The 13,586-nt window shown below is 35.9% G+C and carries 14 protein-coding genes; 10 read left to right on the forward strand and 4 right to left on the reverse strand.

Annotation, left to right across the window (positions count from 1 at the left end; all coding sequences use genetic code 11):
* Positions 1–49: 49 nt before the first annotated feature.
* On the reverse strand, positions 50–889 hold the full coding sequence (gene proI / locus NSS74_RS03720) for a pyrroline-5-carboxylate reductase ProI (protein ID WP_016100643.1): 840 nt from the start codon (positions 887–889) through the stop codon (positions 50–52).
* A 166-nt stretch (positions 890–1,055) separates the two neighbouring features.
* On the opposite strand from proI, the gene NSS74_RS03725 reads away from it, so the two are divergent.
* Both NSS74_RS03725 and NSS74_RS03730 read left to right on the forward strand, forming a co-directional pair.
* Entirely contained in the window at positions 1,056–2,009 is a 954-nt protein-coding gene (locus tag NSS74_RS03725) for an MBL fold metallo-hydrolase (RefSeq protein WP_002143078.1), read from the forward strand.
* 9 nt (positions 2,010–2,018) lie between these two features.
* Positions 2,019–2,813 (forward strand): SDR family oxidoreductase, encoded by a 795-nt coding sequence (locus NSS74_RS03730; protein WP_002143077.1) that lies wholly within the window; start codon positions 2,019–2,021, stop codon positions 2,811–2,813.
* A gap of 29 nt (positions 2,814–2,842) precedes the next feature.
* Here the strand turns inward: NSS74_RS03730 and NSS74_RS03735 are convergent, their stop codons facing one another.
* Positions 2,843–3,028, reverse strand: a complete 186-nt coding sequence (locus tag NSS74_RS03735; RefSeq protein WP_002033845.1) for a YqzH family protein — start codon at positions 3,026–3,028, stop codon at positions 2,843–2,845.
* Positions 3,029–3,252: 224 nt separating this feature from the next.
* Here NSS74_RS03735 and argC point away from each other — a divergent pair, with 224 nt between their 5' ends.
* The 7 genes from argC (at position 3,253) to NSS74_RS03770 (ending at position 9,403) form a co-directional block, all read left to right on the forward strand.
* Positions 3,253–4,290 carry an N-acetyl-gamma-glutamyl-phosphate reductase gene (gene argC, locus NSS74_RS03740; protein WP_002143076.1) on the forward strand — a complete coding sequence of 346 codons (1,038 nt, stop codon included), beginning with the start codon at positions 3,253–3,255 and terminating at the stop codon, positions 4,288–4,290.
* A 10-nt stretch (positions 4,291–4,300) separates the two neighbouring features.
* Complete coding sequence (gene argJ, locus NSS74_RS03745) at positions 4,301–5,524, forward strand: bifunctional glutamate N-acetyltransferase/amino-acid acetyltransferase ArgJ (protein ID WP_002143075.1); 1,224 nt, start codon at positions 4,301–4,303, stop codon at positions 5,522–5,524.
* An 11-nt stretch (positions 5,525–5,535) separates the two neighbouring features.
* Complete coding sequence (argB, locus tag NSS74_RS03750) at positions 5,536–6,303, forward strand: acetylglutamate kinase (RefSeq protein WP_002143074.1); 768 nt, start codon at positions 5,536–5,538, stop codon at positions 6,301–6,303.
* A complete protein-coding gene (locus NSS74_RS03755) occupies positions 6,300–7,460 on the forward strand; it encodes an acetylornithine transaminase (RefSeq protein ID WP_002143073.1) in 1,161 nt (386 codons plus the stop codon). The genes argB and NSS74_RS03755 overlap by 4 nt, the downstream gene beginning before the upstream one ends.
* A 12-nt stretch (positions 7,461–7,472) precedes the next feature.
* Positions 7,473–8,423: an ornithine carbamoyltransferase gene (gene argF / locus NSS74_RS03760; protein ID WP_002014968.1), complete on the forward strand. Its 951-nt coding sequence runs from the start codon at positions 7,473–7,475 to the stop codon at positions 8,421–8,423.
* Positions 8,424–8,571: 148 nt separating this feature from the next.
* The gene (locus NSS74_RS03765; RefSeq protein ID WP_002088510.1) at positions 8,572–9,123 is read left to right on the forward strand and encodes a DUF2062 domain-containing protein; all 552 of its coding nucleotides are present in this window, start codon (positions 8,572–8,574) and stop codon (positions 9,121–9,123) included.
* Between the two features lie 58 nt (positions 9,124–9,181).
* On the forward strand, positions 9,182–9,403 hold the full coding sequence (locus NSS74_RS03770; protein WP_340813212.1) for a hypothetical protein: 222 nt from the start codon (positions 9,182–9,184) through the stop codon (positions 9,401–9,403).
* 24 nt (positions 9,404–9,427) lie between these two features.
* Here NSS74_RS03770 and NSS74_RS03775 read toward each other — a convergent pair whose 3' ends face one another.
* On the reverse strand, positions 9,428–9,874 hold the full coding sequence (locus NSS74_RS03775; protein WP_002088507.1) for a MarR family winged helix-turn-helix transcriptional regulator: 447 nt from the start codon (positions 9,872–9,874) through the stop codon (positions 9,428–9,430).
* Between the two features lie 72 nt (positions 9,875–9,946).
* The gene (locus tag NSS74_RS03780; RefSeq protein WP_002143069.1) at positions 9,947–10,726 is read right to left on the reverse strand and encodes a GDSL-type esterase/lipase family protein; all 780 of its coding nucleotides are present in this window, start codon (positions 10,724–10,726) and stop codon (positions 9,947–9,949) included.
* A 366-nt stretch (positions 10,727–11,092) separates the two neighbouring features.
* Between NSS74_RS03780 and cpdB the strand changes: the two genes are divergently transcribed.
* On the forward strand, positions 11,093–13,462 hold the full coding sequence (cpdB, locus tag NSS74_RS03785; protein ID WP_340813214.1) for a bifunctional 2',3'-cyclic-nucleotide 2'-phosphodiesterase/3'-nucleotidase: 2,370 nt from the start codon (positions 11,093–11,095) through the stop codon (positions 13,460–13,462).
* The last annotated feature ends 124 nt before the right edge of the window (positions 13,463–13,586 follow it).

Genomic DNA, 13,586 nt, shown 5'->3' on the forward strand with positions numbered 1-13,586 from the left:
CATATGATTAAAGTAAAAACGGAGCTCAAATAAAGTTGAGCTCCGTTTTTTATTTTTCTTTTGCTATTTCTTCTAATGTTTTTCCAAGATCGTGTGATCGTTTCGTTGCTTGTGTAATACATGAGATTAATGCTTGTTGAAAATTATGCTCCTTTAATACTTCAATACCTGCTTCAGTTGTTCCGCCAGGAGAAGTAATTTCTTTTCGCAAAATAGAAGGGTGTTTTTCGCTTGCTTTTAGCATTTCAGCAGAACCAATCATCGTCTGAAGAATAAGAGATTTTGCAACATCTTCTTTTAAACCAATTTTTTTTGCTGCCTCTTCCAGTGCCTCTACCACGTAATAAATATAAGCTGGTCCACTTCCAGATAATGCAGTGATAGCATGCATATCTTCTTCTTCTACAACAGAGACGAGACCAATCGTTTCAAATAAAGATGTTGCAGTGCGAATATGTTCCTCCGTTATGTGTTCTGAAGGTGAGATAGCGGTAGCGGATTTTAAAATGGCTGCAGATGTATTTGGCATTGCACGAATAATCGGAACGTCTTTTTGAAGTAGGTTTCTAATTGAATGAGTAGAAACACCTGCTAATAATGAAATAATAAGCAAGTCATTATTTATGTATTCTTTAAGAGGAATAACCGCTTCTGCGACATCTTTTGGCTTCATAGCTAGAAAAAGAATATTTGCATCAGCAAGTAATTCCTTTTTATTATGTGTACCTTTGACACCGTATTTTTTATGTAACTCCTGTAATCTTGTCTCGTTAGAACGATTACTTACAGTGACGTGTTCTCCCTTAACAACATTTGCGTTTAATAAGCCACCAATAATCGCTTCGGCAATAGAGCCTGCACCGAGAAAGGAAATGTTTTGCATAGACATGATGTGCCTCCTTTAAATTTGGTTAGAAATACTTATAAATGTACATACATTCGTTTTTTTATGGAAAAGACCTCTTTTTATCTGAAAATAATGACAAATTTATAGGGAAGTTGTAAACTGAAGAGGTATTCATTTTTGAACCGGAAAAAGACAGGGGGGGCTAAGCATGACGGCGATTCATCGAATGGAGATTCCTGTTCCATTTGCAGTTGAGACAGTGAATGTGTTTTTAGTTGAGGGAGAAACATTAACGTTAATTGATACAGGGACAAATACAGAAGAAGCAAAGAAAGCACTAGAAAGTCAATTAGGTGCATTAGGATATAAGATAGAAGATATTGAAACGGTAGTGATTACGCATCACCATGCGGATCATTGCGGACTTTTAGATACATTTTCTGAAAAAGTAAAGATTATCGGACATCCTTGGAATGAACCGTGGATTACACAGAATGCTGAATTTTTAAAGAGGTATCATGAATTTTTTAAAGAGACAGCCTTGCAGTTCGGCGTTCCAGCAGTATTTCTGAATGGTGAGGCGTTATTGACGACGAAGACACTTAAATATTCTTGTAATAGATCGTTAACACATACCGTGAGAGAGGGAGATCGTATAGATTCCTTACCTGGATTTACAGTGATTGAAACCCCGGGTCATGCTTCCACTCATATTTCATTATATAGAGAATCTGATGGAATATTAATTGGTGGGGATGCTCTCATTAGTCATATTTCTTCAAATCCAATATTAGAACCACCATATGAAGGGCAAACAGAAAGAGCGCATCCTTTATTGCAGTACAATCAAACGTTAAAACGTTTAAGTGAAATGAATATTTCACGGATTTTATCAGGGCATGGGGAAGATGTTCTGAATGTGAAACAACTTATTGAAACAAGATTACAAAAGCAAGAGACACGTGCTTTTAAAGTGCTTGAACTATTAAAGGAAAAGCCAATGACAGCATTTGAGGTGTGTGTAAAACTATTTCCGGTATTATATAAAGAGCAATTACCACTTACTATCTCAGAAACTGTTGGACAATTAGACTTTTTAGCATATAATCAACAGGTGATGATTGATGAATCTTCACAACAATTGATTTATTATGCAAAGTAGGTGACAGCAATGACGGGACGTTTACAAGAAAAAGTAATCGTCATTACAGGTGCTTCTAGTGGAATTGGAGAGCAAGTTGCAATGCAGGTTGCAGAGCAAGGGGCGACGCCGGTATTAATGGCTCGAACAGAAGAGAAGCTACAAGCATTAGCAGACAAAATTAAAGTAACTTATAATACGCCTTGCTATTACTATGTATTAGATGTAAGTGAAGAAACGAAAGTACAATCTGTTTTTTCAAAGGTATTACAAGAAGTAGGACGTATTGATATATTGGTAAATAATGCTGGGTTTGGTATTTTTAAAACGTTTGAAGATGCTTCAATGGATGAAGTAAAGGATATGTTTCAAGTAAATGTATTTGGATTAGTAGCTTGTACGAAAGCGGTATTACCTAATATGGTAAAAAGGAACGAAGGACAAATTATTAATATTGCTTCATTGGCTGGAAAAATTGCAACTCCGAAGTCGAGTGCTTATGCAGCAACAAAACACGCTGTATTAGGATTTACGAATAGTTTACGTATGGAGTTATCTAACACAAATGTATATGTAACAGCAATTAACCCAGGACCGATAGATACGAACTTTTTTGAAATAGCCGATCAATCAGGTACATATGTGAAAAATATGGGACGTTACATGTTAAAACCAACATATGTAGCAGAACAAATCGTAAAGGCGATGCAAACGAAAAAACGTGAAGTAAACTTGCCGAAGTGGATGGGAATGGGGCCAAAGCTCTACGCATTATTCCCAGGTTTATTTGAACGCGTTGCAGGCAAATCATTAAGTAAAAAATAGGAGATTTCCATATGGAAATCTCCTATTTTTTATTTTCCAGTCACATAATCGTAAACGATATCCTCAACAGCCTCGTATACATCAATTTCAGTATTTAAATGAATTATCATTTGAATATGTTTAATTAGCATTTCCTGATCCTCTTTTGAAACAGGATTACATTGATATTGCCGAAAACTTTTTATAATCATTTTCTCAATTAATTTTTTATTCATGTTTTTCCCCGCCTGTATGTATACATGTATTGTTTTATTGTACTTGAAGTGAAATGAAAATACTACTATGCACTATTTTTGCATAAAAATCCACTTGTGTATATTGCTTTTATAGCGAGGTTAATATTTTGAAGTTTTTAAAAATTATAAATATTTAATTGACTTTATAATTATGCAATATTATAATCAAACTTAATTTAAAGAATAGATATGAGGAGGAGCTTATGAAAGTCGCAATTATTGGAGCAACTGGATATGGAGGTATTGAGTTAATTCGGTTATTAGAGCAACATCCATATTTTTCGATAGCATCTCTCCATTCTTTTTCACAAGTCGGTGAATTTATGACAAATGTATACCCGCATTTTCGAAATGTTCTTGTCCATACGTTACAAGAAATTGATGCGGAGAAAATAGAGAAGGAAGCTGAAATTGTATTTTTAGCAACCCCAGCGGGAGTATCGGCAGAGTTAACACCAAAATTATTGGCAGTAGGTTTAAAAGTAATTGACCTATCTGGAGACTTTCGTATGATAGATCCCTCGTCATATGAATTGTGGTATAAAAGGCCAGCTGCACAGGAAGAACTTCTTAGGAAAGCAGTATATGGATTAAGTGAATGGAAAAGGCCTGAGATCCAAAATGCAAATTTAATTGCAAACCCAGGATGTTTTGCTACGGCTGCATTATTAGCGGTAGCGCCGTTAGTACGTAGCGGCATAATTGAAGAAGCTTCGATTATTATTGATGCGAAATCAGGAGTATCTGGAGCGGGCAAAACGCCAACAACAATGACTCACTTTCCTGAGTTATACGATAACTTACACATTTATAAAGTTAATCAACATCAGCACGTTCCTGAGATTGAGCAAATGCTTGCAGAGTGGAATCGTGAAACGAAGCCAATCACGTTTAGTACACATTTAATACCGATATCACGAGGGATTATGATTACACTTTATGCGAAAGTGAAAGAGGAAATGAAAATAGAGCAACTTCAAAAGTTGTATGAAGAAACGTATGAATACTCAGCTTTCGTTCGAGTTCGCTCGCAAGGAGAATTTCCAAGTCCGAAAGAAGTAAGGGGCTCAAATTATTGTGATATTGGGATAGCTTACGATGAAAGAACAGAAAGAGTTACGGTCGTTTCTGTTATAGACAATATGATGAAAGGTGCGGCAGGGCAAGCAGTTCAAAATGCAAATTTATTAGCGGGACTAGAAGAGACAACGGGTTTACAGCATATGCCGCTTTATCCATAAGGGGGAAATTATGATTAAAGCATCGTCTATTACAAAATTAACAAATGGTTCAATTGTTACACCAAAAGGCTTTTTGGCAATCGGTACTGCAAATGGTCTGAAAAAGGTGAAAAAGGATTTGGGTGCAATCGTTTGTGAGGTGCCAGCATCATGTGCCGCTGTGTATACAACAAATCAAATACAAGCAGCGCCGTTGCAAGTAACGAAGGAGAGCATAGCAGCAGAAGGGAAATTACAAGCAATTGTTGTAAATAGCGGCAATGCAAATGCTTGTACGGGGATGAAAGGATTGCAAGATGCTTATGAGATGCGAACATTAGGAGCGGAACACTTTGGAGTAAAAGAAAAGTACGTCGCAGTCGCTTCAACAGGTGTAATTGGAGTACCTTTACCGATGGATATCATTCGAAAGGGAATTGAATCTCTTGTGCCAACAAAGGAAGTAAGTGAAGCTTATTCTTTTTGTGAAGCAATTTTAACGACAGATCTTATAACGAAAGAAACTTGCTATGAGATGATAATTGATGGGGAAGCAGTGATCATTGCTGGGGTCGCAAAAGGTTCAGGGATGATCAAACCGAATATGGCAACGATGCTTAGTTTTATTACAACAGACGCTAATATAGAGCATGAAGTATTGCAAACAGCATTATCACAAATTACGAATCATACGTTTAATCAAATTACGGTGGACGGAGATACTTCTACAAATGATATGGTCATCGTTATGGCAAGTGGATTATCAGAAACGAAAACGATGAATATGGAACATGAAGACTGGGAAACTTTCGTAGTTGCTTTACAAAAGGTATGTGAAGATTTAGCGAAAAAAATTGCACAAGATGGTGAAGGTGCTACGAAGTTAATAGAAGTAAACGTGTTAGGGGCTAGAACAAATGAAGAAGCAAAGAAAATTGCAAAACAAATAGTCGGTTCCAGTCTTGTGAAAACAGCGATATACGGTGAGGACCCAAATTGGGGACGAATTATTAGTAGTACTGGACAGAGTGAAGTAATTATTAACCCAAATACAATTGATATCACTCTTCAATCTATCGCCGTATTAAAAAATAGTGAGCCTCAAATGTTTTCTGGAGAGGAAATGACAAAGAAATTACAAGAACATGAAATAAAAATTGATGTGTGTTTACATTTAGGAGATGAAACGGGATCAGCTTGGGGCTGCGACTTAAGTTATGAATATGTGAAAATAAATGCTTGTTATCGTACATAAGGAGAGAGAAGATGAGTGATTATATTGTAGTTAAATGTGGCGGTAGCATGTTGAATCGATTAAATAGTGTCTTTTTTGATTGTATAAAGAAATTGCAAAATAAGTATAAGGTTGTTATTGTCCATGGCGGTGGCCCAGAAATTGATGCCAAGTTAGAAGACTCTAATATCGAGATAGAAAAGAAAGATGGATTAAGAGTAACGCCGAAAGAGGTTATGGATGTTGTTCAAATGGTGCTATGCGGAAGTACGAATAAAAAATTCGTAATGAATTTACAAAAACATGATTTACTTGCGGTGGGGCTTTCAGGATGTGACGGTAATTTACTTCAAGTTCAACCTGTTGGCGAAGCGATAGGATATGTAGGAGAAGTAAGTTATGTAGAAACAGCCTTACTAAAAGGGTTGATAGATATGAATTATATTCCTGTCATTGCCCCAATTGGGATAAATGGTAATGAGGTTTATAACATAAATGCAGATACCGCTGCAGCTGGAATTGCAGCCGCACTATCCGCAAAAGAACTCATTTTTATAACGGACGTAGATGGAGTATTACACGAAGGAAGATTGGTAAAGAAAACGGATGAATATGAAATTCTTACTTTTATAGAACAAGGCGTCATTACAGGTGGAATGATTCCGAAAGTACAGGCGGCACTTACATCGTTAAAAATGGGAGTGAAAAAGGCTAGTATTGTAAATGGTACAAAGGATTTTACTGAGGTTACAGGAGAGTGTGTTGGAACTACGGTAACAAAAGGAGTGAGTATCGTATGACAAGCCATCTTTTTCAAACATATGGAAGAAGAGAAATTGAATTTCTAAAGGGCAATGGAGCGAAAGTTATTGATAAAAGTGGTGAGCAATATTTAGATTTCACTTCTGGTATTGGAGTATGTAACTTAGGACATTGTCATCCTACGGTTGTAAAGGCAGTAGAAAAGCAACTTAGAAATATATGGCATATATCTAACTTATTTACGAACTCCTTACAAGAAGAGGTCGCATCATTATTAACAGAAGATACAGCATTAGATCATGTGTTTTTTTGTAATAGCGGGGCGGAGGCAAATGAAGCGGCTTTAAAACTAGCACGTAAGCATACTGGAAAATCTCTCGTAGTAACATGTGAGCAATCTTTCCACGGGAGAACATTTGGAACGATGAGTGCAACAGGGCAAGATAAAGTGAAAGAAGGATTCGGTCCATTACTTCCGTCTTTTTTACATATACCATTTAACGACATACGAGCATTAGAGGAAGTAATGAATGAAGAAGTTGCGGCGGTAATGGTAGAAGTTATTCAAGGAGAAGGAGGAGTAATATTAGCTGATCCATCCTTTTTGAAGGAAATTGAAAAACTATGTAATCAGTACAATGCTCTTTTTATTATAGATGAAGTACAAACTGGAATAGGCAGAACAGGAACACTATTCGCTTATGAGCAAATGGGAATAGTTCCTGATATCGTTACCATCGCAAAGGCGCTTGGGAATGGTATTCCAGTTGGAGCGATGATTGGCCGAAAAGAACTAGGTTCTTCTTTTACTGCCGGGTCACACGGTTCAACTTTCGGTGGGAATTATATTGCTATGACTGCAGCGAAAGAAGTATTGCAATTCATTAAGGAACAATCGTTTTTTAAAGAGGTACAGGAAAAGGGCGAGTACGTATTAAAGAAATTGCAAGAAGAATTACGACACGTTGAATGTGTTCAAAATATTCGTGGTAAGGGACTTATGATTGGAATCGAATGCAAGCATGAGGTTGCAAATGTCATAGAACAACTAGAAAAAGCAGGACTTCTCGTATTACAAGCAGGGACTAATGTTATAAGACTATTACCACCACTTATTGTAACGAATGAAGAGCTAGAACAGGCAATATATATGATAAAAAGAGTGGTTTGTACAAAAAATGCATCAATAATATAAGGGGGAAATTTCATGTCAACTGTACAAGTACCGAAATTAAATACGAAAGATCTTTTAACGTTAGAAGAATTGACGCAAGAAGAAATCATTTCTTTAATTGAGTTCGCTATATATTTAAAAAAGAACAAGCAGGAGCCTTTATTACAAGGGAAAATATTAGGTCTCATTTTTGATAAACATTCAACCCGTACTCGCGTTTCTTTTGAAGCAGGAATGGTACAGCTCGGAGGACATGGAATGTTTTTAAGTGGAAAAGAGATGCAAATTGGCAGAGGAGAAACGGTGTCAGATACTGCGAAAGTACTATCTCATTATATTGATGGAATTATGATACGCACATTTTCGCATGCGGATGTAGAGGAGCTTGCAAAAGAGTCCAGTATCCCAGTTATTAACGGTTTAACTGATGATCATCATCCTTGCCAAGCATTGGCAGATTTAATGACGATATATGAAGAAGTTCATACGTTTAAAGGAGTTAAATTAGCTTATGTAGGTGATGGGAATAATGTATGTCATTCACTATTGCTAGCGAGTGCAAAAGTCGGAATGAATATGACTGTTGCAACTCCCGTAGGGTATGAGCCGAATGAAGAAATTGTTAAAAAAGCATTAGCGATTGCTGATGAAACAGGGGCTGAAATTGAAATTTTACATAATCCTGAATTAGCGGTAAGTGGAGCAGATTTTATTTATACTGACGTTTGGATGAGTATGGGCCAAGAAGGAGAAGCAGAAAAATATACTTTATTCCAGCCTTTCCAAGTAAATAAAGAGCTTGTTATACATGCAAAGCAAACATATCGTTTCCTGCACTGCCTGCCTGCTCATCGTGAAGAAGAAGTAACTGGAGAGATTATAGATGGGCCACAGTCTATCGTTTTTGAGCAAGCTGGTAACAGGTTGCACGCGCAAAAAGCTTTATTAGTGAGTTTATTTAAAAATATAGAAGAGCCTTCCTAAAAGGGAGGTTTTTTTATATGGAAATGTCGGATGTATATTTAGTTAATTATCTCTATATCATTTATAATAAAAAGAGAAAACTAAATTTGTTTTTCATATCATGTAAGGACATACTAGATAAAAAAATATAGTTAAAGAGATGATGAATTTGAAAACAACTAAGAAAACATATTCGTTTTTTCAGCGGATGTGGAGAATATTAAAGTTTCAATATTTTAAGTTGCTTCGATCGCCAGAAGGAGCAAAGAAAGTGTCGCTAGGTTTTGCGATTGGATTTGGTTTAGAAATGTTGGTGATTTATACGGCATCTCTCGTATATTTAATATTTTATCCAATTGTAAGGTTAGCAAAGGGATCTTTTCCAGCCGCAGTCATTGGTAATATTATTGGGAAAATATCGTTTCTCCCAGTATTTTTATTTCCGTTTGCTTATGCGCTAGGAAAAATGATTTACCCATTTCATGTACAGAAAATACATCATGAACCATTTACGATATCAGATTTGTTTTCGAGCCATATTTTTACGATGTTAAAGAGCTTATTACAGAGTGAAGTGTATGTATTAATTGGTATGACGATAATAGGAATTGTGTTTGGGGTAATTTCATATTTCGTTGTGCATTATTTATATGAAAAGAATCGTAAGTTACGTTTGAAGAAAAGAAAGAAACAAGTGAGAGAACCACTTGTTCAAATATAAAGAATGTCACATTCATTTTCTCCTTTGAATATGTTTAAGAAAAAGGGGGAGAGAATGAATGTATTATTACTATGTACCTCAAGTATATCCATATGCGAATTATTATCCTGTAACTGGAGTGAGACAGCAATTCGGAGTATATCGGCAGCAACAAATACAACAAATACAGCAAATACAGCAAATGCAACAGCCTGAGCAGCAACTTGTTCAAGAACGAAAACCGTATTTAATGACATGGCCGTATTCAAATGTATACTATGGTAATTATTACGAATCATAAAGCTGCTTCTATTTAGAAGCAGCTTTATGCGTTTGTTTTCAAAATTAAATTTTGAATGGTTTTAAGAGAATAAATGAGCTTTTCACGCTCTTCCTCAGATAATGTTTGAAAATTTTCTTTTAGTTTTCCTAAAATGAATTGCTGATACTGACTTACTAACATTTTCCCTTCAGTTGTTAGGGAAATTAAAATGACCCTTCGATCTTTTTCGCTATAATGACGCTCTATTAGCTCTTCTTGAATAAGTTTGTTTAATAGAGGGGTCATGTTAGGCCGTGAAATCGCTAGCCGCTTGCCAATTTCTGAAACTGCTAATGTACCATTTTCATGCAAAAGCAGTAACACTTGCGTATGTGATGGCGGCATATGTCTTTGAGAAGAAAACTCTCCAGGAAGCATAAATTTGCGATAAAAAAGAGGCACTAGCGAAAGAAGATGATCAACAATACGTTCCCACTCGCGTGATTCCATATAACGGCCCCCTTCCACTATCATTGTAACAAAAAAGACAAGGTATAAAAATAGAATTGTTTCATGGTAGCCTTAATATTTGTAGGATAACACTTGCTTTGTAAATGTATTGGCAATAATCGTATAACCGTTATCATTTGGGTGTACTTGGTCAAATAGTAAATCTTTTTTATCCTTCGATATTAATTTGCGAATTGGTAAAACAATCGACGGTTGATGTGCTTTTGAAATAGAATAAATAGAATCATTCCAACCATCTAAAAACATATCTGCATAACTTGCGATGGAGTCATCTAGTTGTAAAGGGTTATAGAGTTCAGATAGAATGAGTAAAGCATTCGGATTTTGATCTCGAACGGTCTTTACAATGTTTTTTACATCCGTTTCAAAACGGGCTTTTTCTTTATTTAACATTTTAATACCATCTATAACACCTACATCACGATTTAAGCGGAATAAATTATTTGCTCCAATATTAATAGTAATTATATTTGCTTCCCTAATTTTTTGTTGAACTTCTTCTGACTGGACTTTTTTAACGAGACGATCTGTAGTGAGACCATTTACACCGAGGTTTTCTACCCTAATTGGTTTATGAATTTGTCCTTCTAATTGTTTAGAAGCTAATTCGGCAAATCCCCCTTGTGTAGATCCATATCCTTTTGCAAGTGAATCACCTAATACGAGGTGATAAAAGGAATCATTCGTTTGCTTATCAATCCAACTCGGAGCAGATGTTTTTTCTGTTTTTCTTTCAGTTTCTTTTTGTTTTGTCTCATCGTTCTTTTCAAAATTAGAATAAGAAATGATTAGAAGGAGGAGACAAACAATTGTTAAGATGACTTTTCTCATAAATTCATCCTCCTTGTAATTGGTAATTGTATCATATTCAGCAGTATTAGCAATGTAAGGGCATATTATATGTTTATGAAAAGTTTATAATAACTTTACAGAAAATTTGTTGAAGTTTGTCAAAAAATATTGACGATACGAAAGAACTTTATATATGATAATGTCAGATAAGGTGAAATTCTACTTAGTGGGAGCTTTATCTCCCGTTAATTGTTAGTTTTCATCAATCGGGCGTTTAAGGGGACTACTCGTTAGCGCAAGATGAAATGAAAATCGTGTCTCTAATAGAGGAAAAAAGGTATGTGGTTAGAGACTGATAGAGATTCACTTCATTATTTTGGGGTAATTGTATAAGGGGGATTTTTTGTGAAAAAGTCAAAAAAAATGCTAGCTGGAGCAACACTTGCTATTGGCGTTATAGCACCGCAAGTGTTGCCAACAACAGCTCAAGCAGAGGAAAAAGCTGGGGAGAGTACAGTTAACTTACGAATTTTAGAAACATCAGATATTCACGTTAACTTAATGAATTACGATTATTATCAAACGAAAACAGATAATAAAGTAGGTCTCGTGCAAACTGCAACACTTGTTAATAAAGCACGTGAAGAAGCGAAGAACTCTGTCCTATTTGATGATGGGGATGCATTACAAGGGACACCGCTTGGAGATTATGTAGCGAATAAAATAAATGATCCGAAGAAGCCTGTGGATCCTAGTTATACACATCCATTATATCGTGTAATGAATTTAATGAAGTATGACGTCATCTCTCTTGGGAATCATGAATTTAACTACGGTTTAGATTATTTAAACAAAGTGATTAGTAAAACAGAGTTCCCGGTTATTAACTCGAACGTTTATAAAGACGATAAAGATAATAATGAAGAGAACGACCAAAACTACTTTAAACCATATCATATTTTTGAAAAAGAAGTAGAGGATGAATCTGGTCAAAAACAAAAGGTGAAAATTGGTGTAATGGGATTTGTTCCACCTCAAGTTATGAACTGGGATAAAGCAAATTTAGAAGGAAAAGTAAAAGCGAAAGATATTGTTGATACAGCGGAAAAGTTAGTTCCAGAAATGAAGGCGCAAGGTGCGGACGTTATTGTTGCATTAGCCCATTCAGGTGTCGATAAGAGCGGCCGTAGCCCCAAAATGGAAAATGCTTCGTATTATTTAACAGAGGTTCCTGGTGTAGATGCAGTATTAATGGGACATTCACATACTGAAGTGAAGGATGTATTTAATGGTGTTCCTGTTGTAATGCCTGGTGTCTTTGGAAGTAACCTGGGTATTATTGATATGCAATTGAAAAAGGTAAACGGAAAATGGGAAGTACAAAAAGAGCAATCGAAGCCGCAACTTCGTCCGATTGCTGATAGTAAAGGGAACCCATTAGTACAATCTGATCAAAGATTAGTTAATGAAATTAAGGATGATCATCAAGCGACAATTGATTATGTGAATACAGCTGTAGGAAAAACGACAGCGCCAATTAATAGTTATTTCTCATTAGTACAAGATGATCCTTCTGTACAACTTGTGACAAATGCACAAAAATGGTATGTAGAAAAGCTATTCGCTGAAAACGGACAATATAGTAAATATAAAGGAATTCCAGTATTATCTGCAGGAGCACCATTTAAAGCGGGTGGCCGAAACGGTGCTACATATTATACGGATATTCCAGCAGGGACATTAGCAATTAAAAACGTAGCGGATTTATATGTATATCCAAATACGTTATATGCTGTAAAAGTAAATGGGGCACAAGTGAAAGAATGGCTTGAAATGTCTGCAGGTCAGTTTAATCAAATTGATTCAAAGAAAACAGAAGAACAGCCGTTAGTAAATATAGGCTATCCTACATATAACTTTGATATTTTAGATGGCTTAAAATACGAAATTGATGTAACACAACCGGCGAAATACGATAAAGATGGAAAAGTTGTAAATGCAAATACGAATCGTATTATAAATATGACGTATGAAGGGAGGCCAGTAGCTGATAATCAAGAGTTCATCGTCGCTACAAATAACTATCGTGGAAGTAGCCAAACGTTCCCAGGTGTAAGTAAAGGGGAAGTTGTATACCAATCACAAGATGAAACACGTCAAATCATTGTGAAGTATATGCAAGAAACACCAGTTATTGATCCAGCAGCAGATCAAAATTGGACGTTTAAGCCGATTGTTGCAGATAAATTAAATACAACATTTGATTCTTCACCAAATGCACAAAATCATATAAAGAAAGATGGAAAGATATCATATGTTGGACCATCTGAAAATGAATTTGCTAAATATGCAATTGATATAACGAAGAAGAATGATGATAAGGAAACTGGTGGAGAGAATCCAACAACACCGCCAACAGGTGAAGGCAATAACGGAGAAAATCCAACGACACCACCAACAGGTGAAGGCAATAATGGAGAGAATCCAACGGCACCGCCAACAGGTGAAGGCAATAACGGAGAAAATCCAACGACACCACCAACAGGTGAAGGCAATAATGGAAATGAACCAAAACAAGATGGAAATAATACAGGATCTGGACAAACTACAACGGATAATCAAAACTCAAAAGAAACAACAACTGTAAGTGAAAATAAAGAAGAACGTGATTTACCGAAAACAGGTACAAGTGTTGCTTCTACAATTGGAGCAGGTCTGGCGTTTGTTGGAGCGGGATTACTTATGTTATTTAGAAGAAAGAAAGCGAATAGATAGCGGAGAAATATAAAAAGGATTACCGATTATAAAATGTACCCTATAGAATAGACACTGAAAAAAAGTCTATTCTATAGGGTATTTCTTGTATAATGAGAGAAAATTGGAATCGGAGAAGGTTTAA

Source organism: Bacillus sp. FSL E2-8868 (genome assembly GCF_038005505.1).
Taxonomy (GTDB): Bacteria; Bacillota; Bacilli; order Bacillales; family Bacillaceae_G; genus Bacillus_A; species Bacillus_A mycoides.

Excerpts from the sequence above, each read along its gene's own strand:
- NSS74_RS03730 (WP_002143077.1), top strand. The coding sequence starts at position 2,019 with ATGACGGGACGTTTACAAGAAAAAGTAATCGTCATTACAGGTGCTTCT.
- NSS74_RS03735 (WP_002033845.1), bottom strand. The coding sequence starts at position 3,028 with ATGAATAAAAAATTAATTGAGAAAATGATTATAAAAAGTTTTCGGCAA.
- argJ (WP_002143075.1), top strand. The coding sequence starts at position 4,301 with ATGATTAAAGCATCGTCTATTACAAAATTAACAAATGGTTCAATTGTT.
- NSS74_RS03780 (WP_002143069.1), bottom strand. The coding sequence starts at position 10,726 with ATGAGAAAAGTCATCTTAACAATTGTTTGTCTCCTCCTTCTAATCATT.
- NSS74_RS03755 (WP_002143073.1), top strand. The coding sequence starts at position 6,300 with ATGACAAGCCATCTTTTTCAAACATATGGAAGAAGAGAAATTGAATTT.
- argF (WP_002014968.1), top strand. The coding sequence starts at position 7,473 with ATGTCAACTGTACAAGTACCGAAATTAAATACGAAAGATCTTTTAACG.
- NSS74_RS03770 (WP_340813212.1), top strand. The coding sequence starts at position 9,182 with ATGTATTATTACTATGTACCTCAAGTATATCCATATGCGAATTATTAT.
- NSS74_RS03725 (WP_002143078.1), top strand. The coding sequence starts at position 1,056 with ATGACGGCGATTCATCGAATGGAGATTCCTGTTCCATTTGCAGTTGAG.
- argB (WP_002143074.1), top strand. The coding sequence starts at position 5,536 with ATGAGTGATTATATTGTAGTTAAATGTGGCGGTAGCATGTTGAATCGA.
- proI (WP_016100643.1), bottom strand. The coding sequence starts at position 889 with ATGTCTATGCAAAACATTTCCTTTCTCGGTGCAGGCTCTATTGCCGAA.
- argC (WP_002143076.1), top strand. The coding sequence starts at position 3,253 with ATGAAAGTCGCAATTATTGGAGCAACTGGATATGGAGGTATTGAGTTA.
- NSS74_RS03775 (WP_002088507.1), bottom strand. The coding sequence starts at position 9,874 with ATGGAATCACGCGAGTGGGAACGTATTGTTGATCATCTTCTTTCGCTA.